This window comes from Halosimplex pelagicum, assembly GCF_013415905.1.
In the GTDB taxonomy this organism is placed as follows: domain Archaea; phylum Halobacteriota; class Halobacteria; order Halobacteriales; family Haloarculaceae; genus Halosimplex; species Halosimplex pelagicum.
Genome location: NZ_CP058909.1, coordinates 375,188 through 390,620 on the forward strand (window position 1 = coordinate 375,188; position 15,433 = coordinate 390,620).

At 66.3% G+C, this 15,433-nt stretch carries 15 protein-coding genes; 5 read left to right on the top strand and 10 right to left on the bottom strand.

Annotated features, from left to right (window positions below):
- Positions 1-40: 40 nt before the first annotated feature.
- From HZS54_RS01970 to HZS54_RS01980, 3 genes are all read right to left on the bottom strand, one after another.
- Positions 41-274, bottom strand: a complete 234-nt coding sequence (locus tag HZS54_RS01970; RefSeq protein ID WP_179920298.1) for a hypothetical protein — start codon at positions 272-274, stop codon at positions 41-43.
- Between the two features lie 730 nt (positions 275-1,004).
- Entirely contained in the window at positions 1,005-2,225 is a 1,221-nt protein-coding gene (locus HZS54_RS01975) for a Gfo/Idh/MocA family protein (protein ID WP_179920299.1), read from the bottom strand.
- A 93-nt stretch (positions 2,226-2,318) separates the two neighbouring features.
- Complete coding sequence (locus HZS54_RS01980; protein ID WP_179920300.1) at positions 2,319-3,101, bottom strand: inositol monophosphatase family protein; 783 nt, start codon at positions 3,099-3,101, stop codon at positions 2,319-2,321.
- Positions 3,102-3,382: 281 nt separating this feature from the next.
- Here HZS54_RS01980 and HZS54_RS01985 point away from each other — a divergent pair, with 281 nt between their 5' ends.
- From HZS54_RS01985 to HZS54_RS01995, 3 genes are all read left to right on the top strand, one after another.
- Entirely contained in the window at positions 3,383-4,471 is a 1,089-nt protein-coding gene (locus HZS54_RS01985; RefSeq protein ID WP_179920301.1) for an endonuclease/exonuclease/phosphatase family protein, read from the top strand.
- A gap of 179 nt (positions 4,472-4,650) precedes the next feature.
- Positions 4,651-5,430, top strand: a complete 780-nt coding sequence (locus tag HZS54_RS01990; RefSeq protein WP_179920302.1) for an inositol monophosphatase family protein — start codon at positions 4,651-4,653, stop codon at positions 5,428-5,430.
- 157 nt (positions 5,431-5,587) lie between these two features.
- A complete protein-coding gene (locus tag HZS54_RS01995) occupies positions 5,588-6,967 on the top strand; it encodes a BNR-4 repeat-containing protein (protein ID WP_179920303.1) in 1,380 nt (459 codons plus the stop codon).
- A gap of 147 nt (positions 6,968-7,114) precedes the next feature.
- Here the strand turns inward: HZS54_RS01995 and twy1 are convergent, their stop codons facing one another.
- Positions 7,115-8,098: a 4-demethylwyosine synthase TYW1 gene (twy1, locus tag HZS54_RS02000; protein ID WP_179920304.1), complete on the bottom strand. Its 984-nt coding sequence runs from the start codon at positions 8,096-8,098 to the stop codon at positions 7,115-7,117.
- 176 nt (positions 8,099-8,274) lie between these two features.
- On the opposite strand from twy1, the gene HZS54_RS02005 reads away from it, so the two are divergent.
- Positions 8,275-8,448, top strand: coding sequence for a hypothetical protein (locus tag HZS54_RS02005; protein ID WP_179920305.1), 174 nt, complete (start codon positions 8,275-8,277; stop codon positions 8,446-8,448).
- Between the two features lie 124 nt (positions 8,449-8,572).
- Here the strand turns inward: HZS54_RS02005 and HZS54_RS02010 are convergent, their stop codons facing one another.
- The 6 genes from HZS54_RS02010 to HZS54_RS02035 all read right to left on the bottom strand — a co-directional run bounded on the left by HZS54_RS02010 (position 8,573) and on the right by HZS54_RS02035 (position 14,905).
- Complete coding sequence (locus tag HZS54_RS02010; RefSeq protein WP_179920306.1) at positions 8,573-9,310, bottom strand: hypothetical protein; 738 nt, start codon at positions 9,308-9,310, stop codon at positions 8,573-8,575.
- Between the two features lie 7 nt (positions 9,311-9,317).
- A complete protein-coding gene (locus HZS54_RS02015; RefSeq protein WP_179920307.1) occupies positions 9,318-10,451 on the bottom strand; it encodes a hypothetical protein in 1,134 nt (377 codons plus the stop codon).
- Positions 10,375-10,788 carry a hypothetical protein gene (locus HZS54_RS02020; protein WP_179920308.1) on the bottom strand — a complete coding sequence of 138 codons (414 nt, stop codon included), beginning with the start codon at positions 10,786-10,788 and terminating at the stop codon, positions 10,375-10,377. Before HZS54_RS02020 ends, HZS54_RS02015 begins: the two co-directional genes overlap by 77 nt.
- 186 nt (positions 10,789-10,974) lie before the next feature.
- A complete protein-coding gene (gene melA, locus HZS54_RS02025) occupies positions 10,975-12,294 on the bottom strand; it encodes an alpha-galactosidase (RefSeq protein WP_179920309.1) in 1,320 nt (439 codons plus the stop codon).
- A gap of 138 nt (positions 12,295-12,432) precedes the next feature.
- Positions 12,433-13,740 carry an outer membrane protein assembly factor BamB family protein gene (locus HZS54_RS02030; RefSeq protein WP_179920310.1) on the bottom strand — a complete coding sequence of 436 codons (1,308 nt, stop codon included), beginning with the start codon at positions 13,738-13,740 and terminating at the stop codon, positions 12,433-12,435.
- Positions 13,733-14,905, bottom strand: coding sequence for an outer membrane protein assembly factor BamB family protein (locus HZS54_RS02035; protein ID WP_179920311.1), 1,173 nt, complete (start codon positions 14,903-14,905; stop codon positions 13,733-13,735). The genes HZS54_RS02030 and HZS54_RS02035 overlap by 8 nt, the downstream gene beginning before the upstream one ends.
- 106 nt (positions 14,906-15,011) lie before the next feature.
- Here HZS54_RS02035 and HZS54_RS02040 point away from each other — a divergent pair, with 106 nt between their 5' ends.
- Positions 15,012-15,428: a DUF6069 family protein gene (locus HZS54_RS02040; RefSeq protein ID WP_246391751.1), complete on the top strand. Its 417-nt coding sequence runs from the start codon at positions 15,012-15,014 to the stop codon at positions 15,426-15,428.
- Positions 15,429-15,433: the final 5 nt, after the last annotated feature.

Below are 15,433 nucleotides of genomic sequence, written 5' to 3' on the forward strand. Positions count from 1 at the left end.
GGGTGCGTCGGCGGTCAGGGCGCCGACAGCACGGGAGCGATCACTGCCTCGTCCGCCAAACCAGTGCGTAACTGACCGTCCCGACCAGCAGGAGGCCCGCGCCCCAGATGGGGAGGAGCGCGGCGTAAACCCCCGTCTGAAGGAGATATCCTAGCGAGACGAACCCGAGACCGACGAGTGCGAGTTTGAGTGAGAGCGACCGCCGTATCGCCCCCGACAGTGCAGTTATCGCTTCGATGGCGCCGGTGGTCGCAGTGCTCTCTCGGACAGTCATCTTCCGGCGGAACGTCGAACACCGCGAATAAATATCTATCGTCGGGCGGTCACAGCCCATCCGTTCAGTCCGTGCGACCGAGCGCCGGACTCGAACGAGGACGGGACTGGACTCTCAGCAACTGCGGGAGGGGAGCGGAGCGAGCTGACGGAAATCGCTGGTGAGAGCGTCGATACCAGCCGTATTCCCACCCGAGGAGGGACGGAGCAAGTTTTGCGCCGAACGACATCCCTGGATTACACTTTTACACGTGTTATGTAGCTCTATGGTGGAGTGGTGACGGGAAAGTGAGAGGGTGATAAAGGCAGGACGGCAGTGGTCGTTCCTCGTCGGTCGTGTTCGATCACGTCGGCGAAAACGTGGTCGGGTGACTCAGTGAGCTCCAGGACTCGGTCGGCGAGGCTCGAGCTATCTCTGTTCGACCGTGACAGCGACCACGCGCTACCGACCCGGACGGACGGCATCCGAACGCCGGCGTCCATCTCGTCCACGGGTTCGCATCCGCTGCCCGACGTTTCGAATTACAACTGTATCCCTGTTATTTACCCCTCAATTGGGGTATATAGAGCCATTACTCGGGGGGACGACGGGGCACCGAGCCAGCAGCGGGGGTATCGCGGGGGCAGTTACGAAACGGCCGCCGGGGGCGAACTCGCTCCCACGACACTGCTGGAGTCATCTCAGGGCGGCCGTCGCCGCGGTCCTCCGGGAGAGCGTGCGGGGAGGTCGCTCAGGCGAACGGCGTAAAACGGGTGTACTCCGTCACGTCGACTCCGGGCCGCGACTCCGCCCACGGGAGGCCGATCTCGGAGAGGAGGGCTCGGCGAGTGAACGCCTCGTTCAGCAGGTCCTCGATCCCATCAGCGACGTGGTGGACGGCTCCGTCGTCCGCGGTCTCGGTGTGGACCGCTTCGTCCGGGAGGGGAACGATGGAACCCGACGACTCGAACGACCCATCGACGGCGACGACGAACGCCCGGGTGTTATCCGGTGTGCAGTACAGCTCGTCGCTCACACCCTGTTGGTATCGGGCCGTCGCTCGGAACACCGCCTTCCCCAGGTCGACGCCCTCGTTGTCGAACTCCGCCCGCTGTCCGTCGTGGGTCTGGATCGTCGTCGTTCCGTCGTAGTGCCACTCCGCAGTCCCGTCGGTGCCAGTGACCAGTATGTGAGGGTCGCGCCGCTCCGCGGACGCGTGAGTGACGTACAGTCCGAGGTCGACCTCACACTCCGTGGTCGCGTGTACACACGCGATGTCGGCCGCCTGAATCTCCGGGTTCGCCCGATATCGCTCGGCAGTGATTTCGGCCAGGGAGGCGGTCCCGTGGATCCGGTCACCGGCCAGGAAGAGCATGTTCTGCAGGAAGTGTGCGAAGGCGTTGTTGACGGGGCCGTCCAGCACGATATCCCCCTCGTGAACGAGTTTGCCGGCCCACGGATTGCGGTCGTAGTACGCGTCAGATCGCGGCCAGCAACCCTTGCAGGCGATCGATTCGAGTTCGCCGAGGGTGCCATCGAGGAGCGTTCGCTTCAGACGGCGGATCGACGGCGCGTGGAGATGTTGAAACCCGATCGAACAGAAGTTGCCGGTCCGGTCCGAGGTCCGGCGGATCGCGTCCAGTTCGCCGACGGTCGGTGCGGGCGGTTTCTCCAGGAGGACGTCGTACCCGTGGGCCATCCCGGCGACGCTGAGATCCGCGTGTGCGGGGATCGAGACCGGCAGACAGATCACGTCCACCTGGCCGTGTCCGGTGCGTAGCAACTCCTCGTAGGAATCGTAGATCCTGAACCCGTCAGCCCTGAGCTCCCTCGCTCGCTCGGCCTCGGCCTTCCGCTCGGAGATCACGACACCCGTCAGCCGAGCCCCTTCGTCCCGGAGCGATCGAATCCGTGAGATGTACTCAGCGGCGAAGTTCTGTGCGCCGACGACGGCAAAGCCAGTCCTGTCCATACGACTTCGGTGGAACGATCCGCGGGTGAGAATATCAATATTCCGACTCCATTACCGGCGAACACGTCGTCCCGCGGCGGGACGACGCGCGTCTCACGACGAGTGCAGGAACTCGACCCGGGGGTGCAGGTTCCCGTTCGTCGCGACGATATCACCGTCCAAGAGCGTCTCTTCCGTCGCGTCCCCGTCGAAATCGGTCACTTCTCCTCCGGCCTCTTCGACGATGAGCGTTCCCGCCGCGACGTCCCAGGCGCTCAGATTTCGGTGGATGAACCCCTCGAACGTGCCATCGGCCGTGTAACACAGCTGGAGAGCGGCCGACCCGTATCGGCGCACACCCAGCGTCCGATCGAGGAGGTACTCGAACGCGGACCGGAGTGTCGGATCGCCGGTGTCCTTCCGCGAGAATCCGATTCCGAACAGCGAACGGTCGAGATCGGGCTCGTCGGAGACCGAGATCGGTTCACCGTCGCGGTACGCGCCTTCCCCCCTCACTGCCGCGTACGTCGTATCGGACTGGATGTGGTGGACGATCCCGATCTTCCGGGTGCCGTCGACGACGAGGGCGAGCGAGATCGACGAGTGCGGTAACCCGTAGACGAAGTCGGTAGTGCCGTCGATCGGGTCGATGTACCAGACCGCGTCGGACTCCCCGTCGGCGCCCTCCTCCTCACCGACGAACGCGTGGCCGGCGAAGTGTTCCGAGAGATGGTCTTTGATGCGCTGCTCGACCTCGAAGTCGACCTTCGTAACGAGCTGCTGTGGGGATTTGAGGTCCGCAGTGTCCCACTCCACCTCCTGGTGCAGCACGGCTGCCTCGTTCACTGCTTCCAGTCCGACACGTAGCTGCTCGCTGCTCAGCCGAAGCGACTCCATGCAGGGTAGACACCGCGGGGTGTTTAAAAAAGCTATGACTTGCTATTTGTCTGTTCCCCCTCGAACCGCGATCGGTCGTGACCCCGTTCCAGTCTCCTCGGGTGCGACCCGCTTTCGTCACTCGCGGTCAACGGGTTGATCCGGCGTGCCGGGCCGTCGAATGTGACCCCGGATATTATCCGTCAGTACGAATCGAGAGCGTATCGACGCCTATTGTGTTCGCATATGATTATTATAAAATGTTTTTATTCGATGGGGAAATGTCGAGACGCGGGTCACGTATGACAGACAGCAGTGAGACGACGATCGACAGGCGAACAGCACTGCAACTAGGCGCCGGCGCTCTCGGCGGTGGCGCCATCGGGGTGACGGGGATGAACGGAACCGTCCGGGCGGCCCCGGAGTCGTACCAGTTCCTGTGGGTCAACTCCTGGTTGACTGACGGGATCGAGGGCGTCCTCGGGCTCCCCTCAGACATCGCCGGGAAACCGCAGTACGAACAGCGCGCGGAAGAACTCGGGCAGCGGCTCGGCGAGGACGGATACGATATCGTCGGCCTGGCAGAGGTGTTCAACGAGGAGCAGGACACCGTCACGAACAACTACACCAGCGCAGCGGGGTCCGGGGAGTCCGTCCCCGGCCCGCAACCGGACGGCGGTGAGAAGGGCGCCGGCCTCCTGGATCTCGTCTCGGGCGTGACCGTGACCGACCAGGCGTCCCTCGAGTACGCGGCGGAGCCGTCGGGGAATCTGACGTACGTCGACGCACACGTCGGGAAGGGCGTGAACTACGCCGAACTGGACCTGGGACCGGGGAAGATCGACCTGTTCTCGACGCACCTCGTCACCGGGTCGCTGCTCCCCTGGGCCGACAGCGGTGACGAGGACATCCCGGCCCTGCGGGAGGACCAGGTCGGCGAACTCGGCGACTTCATCTCCGAGCAGGCCAGCGACGAGAACATCACGATCGTGGCGGGGGACTTCAACATCGAACCGACCGAGGACGCCTTCGACGCGGTCGCGGACCTCAAATCGACCGTCGGTCTCTACGACGCCTGGGAAACCCACGGGACCGGACACGGCGGCACCGAGGACAACGCGATCTTCGACGGCTGTGACTTCCAGCCCAGCGAGGCGCCGCCGGCGTACTGCCCGAACGACGACGCCGGCGACCGGATCGACTACGTCTTCATCGAGGAAGCGACCGCCGCACACACGCTGTCGCTGACTGTCGACGACATCCGACGGCGCGTGTTCTGGCGGGAACTGGCTCCGCCCGAGCAGTTCTACGTCGACGGCGACGAGAGCGAGCCGAACTACCTGACCGACCACGTCGGGCTGGACCTCTCGCTGAGCGTTACCGACGCCTGAGTCGGCGGCCGTCCGATCCCCACCCGTTTTTTCCTGCCTTCGGGACCCTGTCGTGGGGAAGGGCTAGACGAGTTCGGCCCGTTCGGGTCTCGGTCGAGCGGTCACTTTTCGGCCGGCCTACCGAGTGCTCTATACCACACATAGCAATTTAATTATGCGAGTGAGCGAGGACTCCGGATATGGGAGCGCCGAAAAACAGGATGCTGTGGACGGGTGTTCGGGCCGCGCGTCAGGCTGGCGACGCGCTCACCGAGGCGTTTTTCGACCGCGGGGATCCGGCAACTGTCGAGGTGGACGTCGAAGATATCGACCGGTGGATCGAGGAACGGGTCATCGCGGTCATCGACGGGGAGTTTCCGGACCACAACGTCGTCTCCGAGGAGAGCCGGCCGGAGTTCGCGGTCCAGCCGCGGTGGATCATCGACCCGCTCGACGGGTCGGACAATCTCAAAAACGGGATCCCCCACTTCGCTATCTCTATCGCGTTTCAGGGGGCCGGATCGCCTGATATCGGGATCGTCTATCACGTCCCGAGCGACACGATGTACACGGCGGTCGAAGGCGAAGGCGCCTACGCGAACGGGCGGCCGCTCTCCACGTCCGACACCGCCGACGTGTCCGAGTCGGTGGTCGTGACCGGGTTCGACCCGGCCACCATGCGCGCGAGCGACTTCCAGCACTTCCAGTCGCTGTTGGCCGAGACCCGTGGCGTCCGCCGGTTCGGGTCGGCGGCCAGCGAACTCTCGATGGTCGCGGCCGGACAGTTCGACGCCTTCTTCGAACGGATGCTCTCGATGTGGGACACCGCCGCGGGGACGATGATCGTCGAGGAAGCCGGCGGGAAGGTCACGAGGGTCGACCTCGTCAACGACAACAACGAGATGATACTCGCGTCGAACGAGGAGCTCCACCAGGACCTCATCGTCCTCATCTCCTCGAAGGCGAAATCGAAGCAGTGAGCTGCTACCGCGAGGGGGGGCGAACCGGTCCGGAGGCCGACGCCCCGCGGGCCCGCCGAGCCGGTTCGCGTCCCCCGCTCGCGACGCGCTCGGCGGCGGCCCTCGGGTCGGCGTCACCTGAGATAGATTTATTGGGGCACCGGATCTCTGGGCACACATGGGATCCGATCCAGACTCCCTCGGAACCAGCGACAGCACTGTGCCGGTGACCGCCAGAACGATCACCGAGGAGGCCGGCCGCAAGGCCGCTCACGACAAGCAGAACCCCCAGGGCGTCTACAGGGCCGAACGGGACACGACCTACGTCGTGTTCCGCGGCGACGACGCCGACCCGTTCGCGACCGAGTACGACCACGCGACCGGCGAGTTCGGGCCGCTGACACGGGTCGGTCGGAACCCGATCCCCGACGACGACACGCACGGAGCCCCCGCCCTGACCGTCGACGACGACGGCTACCTCCACGTCTTCTACGGCGTCCACAACGACCCCATCTCGTACGCGAGAAGCGCCCGCCCCTACGAGACGACCGAGTGGGAGGTGCTCGGCGACCCGGTCGACCGCGAGGCCGACGAGGTGCTCGCCTCGCCCGGGTGGGACACCGACCGGGCCCTCCTCTCGGTCCCCGGCGGCACGTACACGTTTCCCCTCACCTATCAGAACGATATATATCTTTTATACCGGACAGGAACGGAACCGAACGCGCACGGAGCGGACCCGGAACAGGACGGGGACCGAACGGCCTACCCCTCCCACGAGTTCGCGACGATACTCAGGAGCACCGACCGCGGGGAGACCTGGGAGGACCTCGGCCCGGTCATCGACACGCGCGGCGCGCGCGATCGCCCGGAGACAGACGCGTACGTCGAAGATTTCGACGAGCGAGACGGGAAGCTCCACATCACCTGGACGGTCGCGACCGGCGACGCCGAATCACAACCCCCTCGCGGACACGACGGCCCCCGGAAAGGCGGGTTCCACGCCTATTACGACGTATCGGACGGTGAGTTGTACGATCTGGCCGGGAACCGCTACTCGACACCGATCACGTGGGAAGACCACAACCGCGGCGCCGTTCGCATCGCGAACGACGAACACGTCACTGAAAGCGGATGGGTGTACAAGCACTTGATCGCCGACGGCGACGTGTACGTAATATTTCAGTCACAGAGTAACCTCAGCGATTCGATAGACGATCCGCAACACGTGATCGCCACCTACGACGGCGGCTGGCAGTTCGAACCGATCCCGGGCGGACAGACTGCGAGCAGTCACGGCCACATTCGGATCAGCGACGCGGGGGACCTGGAGGCGCACCTCGTCGAACGGACCGCCGGCGGGGACGGGTCGAACTTCACCCGTTTCGTCCGTCGCGACGGCTCCTGGGAGCGCACGCGCGTCATCGAGAACGAGGCCATCGAGGGTATCAACACGGTCCGCGACGGGACCGACGAGTTCGCCGCCATCGCGAACGAGTGCTCGGGCGAGAACGACGAGTTCTCCGAGCGACTGTGGGGCGTGGGGAGCTTCGAGACCTGAGACGGGGCCGCTCGCCCCGCGGACAGCGGGCTCGGAGGGTCCGCCTGGGAACGCATCGCGACGGTTCGCAGGGGTATCGTGGCGGACGGCCCCGCTCGACGAGCGGCGCACACGATGCTGTTCGGCCCGATGGGCACCCGCCGCCGGTCAGTCGCCCGCTTCGGCGTGAGGGTCTCGCTCCCAGAACTCGCTGTCCTTCTGTAGCTTGGGGACCCAGGTGTCCTCGGTCTTCGACAGCAGGGTGACGTGGGAGACGGGCACGTCGTTGAGGTAGTCGTGTTCGGGCATGTGCTCCATCACGTCCTCGGTGAACGCGCGCACGTCCTCGTGGTCGGGCATCGAGTCCCGGTCGAGTCTGCCCCGCGAGTGGCCGACGTGCATGTACGCCTTCAGCTCGATGAAGTCCGGGTCGGCCCGCTGGAACATCGACGCGTACCACTCGGGGTGGTGCATGTTGTTGCCGTCGACGAGCGTCGTCCGGAGGACCGTCCGAGTCTCGTCTTTCTGGGCGAGCACGTCCAGGGTGTCGATCAGCCGCTCCCAGGCGTCGTCCTCGACCGCTTTGACCGTCTCGTCGAAGGTCCACCGGTCCGGCGCGTCGACGCTGACGTACAGCTGCGTCGGGTCGCACTCGGCCAGTACTTCGGGTTTCGTCCCGTTGGAGACGAGGAAGGTGGTGATGTCCCGGTCGCGGAACTCCTCGATGAGCTCCGGGAGATACGGATAGAGGGAGGGCTCGCCGTCCAGCGAGATGGCGACGTGCCGTGGCTCCATCGCCTCCTCGAAGCGCTCGCGGGGCACTTGGTCGTTGCCGCCGAACCCCGAGAGGAGCTTCTTCTGGAGTTCCAGCGAGGCGTCGGCGACCGCCGCGGGGTCGTCCCACTCGACGTCCCCCAGCTCGTATGCATGACCGGCGTGATCCCGCCAGCAGAACACGCAGCGCTCGTTGCACTTGACGACCGGCGTCATCTGGATGCAGCGGTGGGACTCTATCCCATAGAACGCATATTTATAACATTTCCCCTCACCGCGAAGCGAGTTAGCCGTCCAGCCGCAGGTCTGTGCGGCTGTGTGGTTCTCGCTGTGGTACTCCGGGTCCGACACCTGCTTTGGACCGTCCGATTCGCTCATTGGCAGTGGACAGGACGGGGACTCGTATACATCTGTTCCTCACGCTACGAGCCGTCAGCTGCTCGGCTTCCCCGTCGCTCGTCCGTCGCCCGGAGCCGTCGCAGCACGGCCCGTATGCAGTTCTACAGTACGACAAGATGGCCGCCTGTGAACCCGACGAAGCGCTCTGGGTCGCGATGTCAACCTCGAAGGCCCACGAGATCATCCAGGCGCTGTACGACCCGCTGGAGGGCGACCCCCGTATCCAGAAGACCTACTCGGAGTCGACCCCGCCCAGTTCCTTCCGGATCGACCGCCCGGGCTTCACAGACTGTTACACGCTGACCCAACTGCGCAACGAAGTGTTGTAGCCCGGGGCGAAGGGAAGTGCTTAGACGCCCACGCAGGACCGAGAATCGCCTCTCACGAGTTGCAGTCAGTAACTGAAGTCAGTTCGGTGAATCGAAAAGATCAGGGCCTTACTTCCCAAGCCGCTCAGAGTTCCCAGTCGATACCGAGTTTCTCCGAGACGACGTTTGGAGCGTGGTCTTCGGGCGGCAGTGCTTGCGTGTTCATCGCGTGAGTGACAACGAGGAGAATCCCACCGTCCGACAATTGCTCGGAACGGAACGCCGGAACGGAGAGTAGCTGCTCAGCGCCTAACTGCTCAACTAGACGCGGTGGGAAGATTTGGCACCAGTAGATGCCTAGTATTTCGCCCGACCGGAGCTGTTCTGCAGTTATGCCGTTGACATGGTCCGGGTTGGTCGCCTTGTCATACTCGATCGGTTGCAATCCATAGACATACACCGGCGCCCGATCGAGAGCAACGAGAACCTCGTAGAGGTCCGCTAGGAACGTGTACAGCGTGTCGATTCGCTCGATTGCGTCTTGATCAGTTTCTCCCTCCTGCGGGAAGAAGTGGTGATCCTGTACAGAGATATTCAGCTGCGGTAGATCGAGCGGTCCGTTCTCGGAATCCGTGTAGATGAGCGAGCAAGCAAGCCCCGGTGCGCCCAGCGAGATCCCGATGTAGCCCGAATCCGATGCTAGCTCTGAGACGTATCGGTCTGTCGGATCTGAGTGGGGAGTCTGATCTGACTCGGTGGTTGTTTGAGAGTCGACGGGATGTGTGAGCTGTTCACGGCCGGAAAGCCGTTCGACGAGGCCCTGAAGGTCACTACTTGACCAGGGGGACTCGAACGCGAAGTAGATCTCGTAACGGTCGCTCATACTACTATTAGTTTGTGATGAAATCCTTTATAAACACATCCTCTATGTCAAGATCATCGGTCAGTTGTGATGCAGACCGGAATCGTGGCGAGAACGATAGCCCAGCACGTGCTTTCGAGAATTTCGTCCTGACCTCGGTTCCAACTTTCCCTTGCTTATATAGCGTTCTGGGATCGTTCACCACATAAATAACGGGTGCGCTTCCATCTGCTCGGTCAGACAGTTCCTGGAATTGTTTGATGTTCCGCAAGCCTTCTTCGATTTTTGCACTCGAACCCGGGGCCGAACTACCGGTTTTTGCTTCGACAACTCGTCCGTTGGACAGCACGAGGTCGGCCTCACGCGTCTCGCCTGCGTTGGTCGTCACTTTCACCCCGATCGCGTCGACGTTCTTAATGCCGAAGACTTCCCGACCCAGTATCATCTCGTTTGCGGCGCCTTTCACTGTCCGGAACCCACCTTTGACTCGTGCAGGATTCGACGAACCGAGTCGGTTAGCTTGTGATGCAATTCGATCGTTGAGATGCGTAGCGAAGTTGTCGACATCGCCCTTCGCCATCGCATCGATCGATTGTGTGAGTCGATCGGCTGTCTGCCCATTCATCATCACCTCATCGAGGTTGCTGTCTGCGGATCTGGCGATCGCGACGCGGACATCGTCGGCAAGCGCCGTTGTTGACTTCCCGATAGTGCCGATATCATTTGCTTTCGCGAGCCCCCTCTCTATCGACAGGAAGCGTTTCAGCGCGTCTTCGCCGACACCGCTGAGGTCGCGAAGTGCCTCTGCTCCTGCACCGCTTGGCGTCGCGTCGACGAGCCGCCGTGCCTCTGTGACACGGTCGACACGGAGCACACCGCCGAACGCAACCGGATCGAGTTCGTCGGCCAACCGCGAGATATCATCCGCTTGGCCGTCCGTGATGGCCTTGCTCGCCGTCTCGATCGCTTCACTACCCGTCACGCCATCGGTTCCGGCGATTCGGGTGAGTGTCCGGGCGTCGTACGCGTCAGTGAGCTGTACGACATTCCCTCTATCGGCCAACTTCTGGACGACTAACCGCTGCTCAGACCCAGCGAGACCGTCGAAGCCGTCGATCCGCGTGGTCAGCTGTGCGACCTCGTCGGCCGTCGCGTCTGACATCGTCGGCCAGGCCAGTCGGCAACTTGTTCGAGATCCGCGGGAAGACGTTGCCGAGCGCGCTCGCTTTCTGGTCGAGCACGCGTCCGACGTTAGTCGCTGAATCGGGTGCGTACTTGACGAACCGGGCGGTGATCGTCGCGACGTCGGTGATGTCCTCGGCCGTGTCTACCGCGAAGCTCCCGGCGCCGAGCGCGGCGCCCAGCCCCGTCGGCGCGGTGAGACCGCCGACGATCGTCCCGACGCTCCCGCCGGCGCTGATGACCGCACCGCCGCAGTCGAGGACGTTCGTGCCGATATCGCTGTTCAAGACGAGACAGTCGCGCGTGTCGGCCGCCACGTCGAGCGCTCCCCGGCTCTGTCCAGGGGTAATTGGGGTGAGGGCCGCTCCATCGACAGCGACAGCTCCCGAAGCTTCGCGGGAGGGATGGACGACGCCGGAACAGGGACCGAAGCCAAGCGGCCAGCCCCCTTCCCAGTAGTGGCGCAGTTGTCTACGCCGATCGCGGATACTGAAACGGAACCCTCACGCCAGATCGGGCAGGTACTCGGCGTTGGCGGCCAGCAGGTCGTCGATCATCGCGTCGATCGCGTCCAGGTCGAGCGCGGCGGCGGTCAGGGGATCGAGCTTGATCGCACGCCGGAGCGCGTCCTCATCGTGGTCAAGGCCGGCTCGGACGGCCTGCTCCTGGACGTTGATGTTCGTCCGATTGAGCGCCGCCAGCTGCCCAGGGAGGTCGCCGACCGTCGTGGGGTGGATGCCGGTGCCGTCGACGAGACAGGGGACCTCGACGCAGGCCTCGTCGGGGAGGTTGGCGATCGCGCCGGTATCGTTGCGGACGTTGAGGTTCATCCGACGGGTCGTGTCCGTCTCCCGCGAGTGGATGATGTGGGAGCCGTACTCCGAGGATCGGTCCAGCGAGAGGTCCGCCTCGGCGGGGTCGAACTCGGCGTCGAGGGCGGGCTGATAGGACTGCCAGTGTTCGAAGTATCGGCCGGTGGGCATCCACTCGGTCGTGTAGTGGCCGAAGTCCTCGTCGGGCGTGTACGCGTCGATGATCTCCTGGTCGGTCCGGAAGTACGGCAGGTACTCGCTGAGGTGGTGACTCGACTCGGTGATGAACGCGCCGAAGTGCTCCATCACGTCGAACCGGACGGGGTCCTGCTCCCGGATCTCGGGGTCGTCGGCCGCCTCCCGAAGCGCGGGGTAGAGGTCCTCGTCGTCGTGGGTGAGATCGAGGTACCACGCCATGTGGTTGATCCCGGCGACCTGGTGTTCGATCTCCGCGGCGGGTACGTCCAGATACCGGCCGAGCGCGGCGGTCGTGTGCTGGACGCTGTGACAGAGGCCGACGACCTCCACGTCCGTCGCCTCGTCGACGGCCCAGCACAGCATCGCCATCGGGTTCGTGTAGTTCAACAGGACGGCGTCCGGACAGCGCTCCTCCATCTCGCGGGCCATCTCCAACATCATGGGCATCGTCCGGAGCGCCCGGAACACGCCGCCGGGACCGAGCGTGTCACCGACGGCCTGCTTCACCCCGTGTTCCTGGGGGATCCGGACCTCGTTCTCGAAGGGTTCCTCGCCGCCGATGTTGACCATGTTCAACACGTAGTCGGCGCCGTCCAGCGCCTCTTGCCGGTCGGTCGTCGCGCGGATCTCCGCGGGGAGGTCGTGTGCTTCGACGAGCGCCTCGCCGACGGCGGCCGTCCGGTCGAGCCGTCGCTCGTCGATGTCCATCAGCGTGATCGTGGCGTCCTGCAACGCCTCGAACGAGAGGATGTCCGTCATCAGATTCTTCGCGAAGACGATGCTTCCGGCACCGATGAACGCGATATCGACCATAGCATAGTCGTGCGAGAGCGGTCCCTAATAGGTTTCTGCCGCGGTCGGTGCGACTCCCTGCGGTGGCCCGCCGCCGCGATACCCGTCCGGGGGGTCCCCGCCGCCGCGATACCCGTCCGGGAAGTCCCCGCCCCCGAGTCACCCGGTCGGGAGCCGCGCCACGCCGCCGCGGTCGCGATAGGAGACGTACAGGGCGTCGCCGGCCGCCGCGATCCCGATCCGCGAGGCGTCCGGTTCGTGGCGCCACCGGCGCTGTCCGCCGTCGGGGTCGTAGGCGGCGATCTCGTTATCGCTGGCCGCGAAGACGACCTCTCCGGTCCGGCCTAGCGCCTCGACCGTCCCGCCGATCGAGATGTCGGTCGTCGTCTGCCACCGCCGCGTGCCGTCGGCGTCGAAGGCGTCGAGCCGGATCAGGATGCCGCCGTCGGGGTCTTCGGCCTCGCTCGCGGTGAACACGCCCTCCGCGGTCGCCGTCACCGCCTCCAGTTCGAACCCGACCGCCCGGCGCCACAGCACGTCCCCCGCCTCGCGGTCGAGGGCGACCAGTTCGTCCGGGCCGTCGCGGTGCTCGACGCGGACGTACACGTCTTCACCGACCCAGACCGGGCGCCCGAAGCCGTCGCCCACGTCGCCCTCGACCGCCCGGTGCCACAGGACGGAGCCGTCGCGAGCGCGACGCAACCGGACGGTAGCGTCGCGGACCGTCACGACCCGGTCGCCGGCGACGGCCCACGGATACCCCTCGTCGGGGCCCAGCGCCCAGCGGACCTCGCCGGTCGCCGGATCGACCGCCACGTACGTCCGCTCGCCGTCCGAATCGGGCCTCGCGAGCAGACAGACCGCGTCGCCGAGCGTCGGGGCCGGATAGTCCTGCCCGGGCCGCCGGAACCGGCGCGCCCCGTCGCGGGCGTCGTAGCCGGTGACCGTCCCCTCGACCGGGTCGCTGTGGACGACCAGCGAGCCGCTGCGACCGAGCCAGCCGTCCCGGTCCAGCCCCTCGACGTGCCACAGCCGCTCGCCCGAGAGGTCGACGGTGTAGAGGTCCCCGTCGGTGCTGTGAACGTGAACCGGTCCCCCCGACGCCGGGACGGCCGGCCGCGCCTCGACGGGACCGCCGGTCTCGATGTCGACGACGCGCTCGCCGTCGGCGGTGAACCCGTGGATCCGCCGGTCCTGGCCGCCGACGACGACGTGGTCGGCGGATGCGGCCGGCTGCCCGGCCCCGACCGCGTCCGGAAAGTCGCGCTCCCAGACCGGGTCGACGCCCCCGAGCGACGGCAGCGAACAGCCCGCCAGCGCGAGCGACCCCGCCGACGCGAGCGAGGCGAGCGCCCGCCGGCGCGACCACTCCCGACCGCTCGCGGTCCCGGTCGTGGACCGTCGCGAGTCGTCCGCGTCGGCGGGACCGTCGGCCTCCACGTCCGGGTCGGTCGCGGCGTCACGCATCGGCGATCGCCTCCGGTGCGACGCGCGTCAGCCCGAACGTCTGGCCCAGGTAGACGGCCCCGCCGGCCGCGCCGGCCCACTCGACGCCGCCGCCCTCGAAGCGCTGTTCGTCGTCGAACCGGACCGCCCGGCGACGGGTGCCGTCCCGGTCGTGGACGTAGAGGACGACGGGACGGAACGGGACGGCGCCGCTCGGGCCGCGGATCTGCCGGGGGCCGCCGACCAGCGTCACCAGCCGGTCGCCGACCCGCATCGGCCCGTAGGTCACCGCGTTGTCGAGGTCGTCGCGCCACAGCTGGCGTCCCGAGGCGGCGTCGAACGCCCGCAGCGAGTAGTCGGCGCCGCCGACGTAGACGCGGTCGTCGGTCACGAGCGGGCGCGTGAACACGGTGTTGTCGAGCGAACGGCGCCACTCGACGGTCCCCGTCGCCGCGTCGAGCGCCAGCAGCGCCTCGGTGGCGGCGCCGAAGTAGACCGTCCCGTCGGCGGCGCCCACGGCCGACAGGGCGGCGTCGACCTCGCGCGTCCACCGGACCGAGCCGCCCCGGTCGAGCCGGACCACGCGGCCGTCGAGCAGGGGCGCGACCACGCCGTCGGGCAGCGCGCCGGGCGCGCCCGACAGCGACGCCGAGAGGTCGTGGGTGAACAGCCGTTCGCCGTCGGCGCGGGCGACGCAGAGCAAGCGGTCGGGCACGCCGTCGCCGGTCCCGGAGATCGGAGCGACGACCCGGTCGCCCAGGGGGAGCGGGGCGAACTCGACGACTCCGGGTTCGTCGTCGAACGGGTCGAGTTCGCGCCGCCAGACCGAGTCCCCCGCGGCCGCGTCGACGGCGACGATCTTCCCGGCCGTCGAGACGGCGTAGGCCCGCCCGTCGGCGACGGCGATCGGCGACTTGCGGCCTTTCGAGGTCGTCACCGACCAGGTCGTCTCGCCGGTTCCAGCGTCCAGGCCGGCGACGATCGGTCGGTCCCGGAACGGGCTGTGCGACCCGGCCAGCAACTGACCGTCCGCGGTCACGGCGACCGACGAGGGGTCCCGGAAGTCGGCGTACCACGACCGCTCGATCGGGGGCGCGTCGTCGTCGCCGAGGGCGGCGCAGCCGGCGACGCTGCCGACCGCGCCGACCAGCGCGCCCAGCGCGCCGCGACGTGTCATGGAGGGCATTCGTCCGCCGTTGCGACGGCGGTGGTATCAGTCTTGTTCTCCGAGGAGCGGCCCCACGGCGTAGCCACAGCGGAGGTATATCCCCTCGGCCACCGTAGGAATCCACATGGCAACGAACACCGATTCGAGAGCCGTGCGGACGCGCTCGCTCCCGGTGCGAGCGGTACTGGCGGCGATACTCGCGGCGGCGGCCAACGCCGGCCTCGTCGCGACCGCGCAAGCGGTCGGCATCGCGCCCGGGTTCCGGGCGCTGACGTATCCGCCGGTGGTCTTCCTCTCCGTCCTCGGCGCGCTGGGGGCGGCCGGCGTCTACGCGCTCCTGCGCAGGCGGGTGGCCGAGCCGGCGGCGACCTTCCGGAAGGTCGCCGTCGCGACCCTGGTCCTCTCGTTCGTCCCCGATCTGGCGCTTTTGGCCGCCGACCCCGCCGCGACCCCCGCGGGCGTCGTCGTCCTGATGGTCATGCACGTCGTCGTCGCCGCGGTCGCGGTCGAACTGCTCGTCTCCTGGCGGGGTGAGCGATGACTCGG

Bases quoted from the DNA above. Each gene is read 5' to 3' on its own strand.
- HZS54_RS01970 (WP_179920298.1), bottom strand. From the start codon at position 274: ATGACTGTCCGAGAGAGCACTGCGACCACCGGCGCCATCGAAGCGATA.
- HZS54_RS01975 (WP_179920299.1), bottom strand. From the start codon at position 2,225: ATGGACAGGACTGGCTTTGCCGTCGTCGGCGCACAGAACTTCGCCGCT.
- HZS54_RS01980 (WP_179920300.1), bottom strand. From the start codon at position 3,101: ATGGAGTCGCTTCGGCTGAGCAGCGAGCAGCTACGTGTCGGACTGGAA.
- HZS54_RS01985 (WP_179920301.1), top strand. From the start codon at position 3,383: ATGACAGACAGCAGTGAGACGACGATCGACAGGCGAACAGCACTGCAA.
- HZS54_RS01990 (WP_179920302.1), top strand. From the start codon at position 4,651: ATGGGAGCGCCGAAAAACAGGATGCTGTGGACGGGTGTTCGGGCCGCG.
- HZS54_RS01995 (WP_179920303.1), top strand. From the start codon at position 5,588: ATGGGATCCGATCCAGACTCCCTCGGAACCAGCGACAGCACTGTGCCG.
- twy1 (WP_179920304.1), bottom strand. From the start codon at position 8,098: ATGAGCGAATCGGACGGTCCAAAGCAGGTGTCGGACCCGGAGTACCAC.
- HZS54_RS02005 (WP_179920305.1), top strand. From the start codon at position 8,275: ATGTCAACCTCGAAGGCCCACGAGATCATCCAGGCGCTGTACGACCCG.
- HZS54_RS02010 (WP_179920306.1), bottom strand. From the start codon at position 9,310: ATGAGCGACCGTTACGAGATCTACTTCGCGTTCGAGTCCCCCTGGTCA.
- HZS54_RS02015 (WP_179920307.1), bottom strand. From the start codon at position 10,451: ATGTCAGACGCGACGGCCGACGAGGTCGCACAGCTGACCACGCGGATC.
- melA (WP_179920309.1), bottom strand. From the start codon at position 12,294: ATGGTCGATATCGCGTTCATCGGTGCCGGAAGCATCGTCTTCGCGAAG.
- HZS54_RS02030 (WP_179920310.1), bottom strand. From the start codon at position 13,740: ATGCGTGACGCCGCGACCGACCCGGACGTGGAGGCCGACGGTCCCGCC.
- HZS54_RS02035 (WP_179920311.1), bottom strand. From the start codon at position 14,905: ATGCCCTCCATGACACGTCGCGGCGCGCTGGGCGCGCTGGTCGGCGCG.
- HZS54_RS02040 (WP_246391751.1), top strand. From the start codon at position 15,012: ATGGCAACGAACACCGATTCGAGAGCCGTGCGGACGCGCTCGCTCCCG.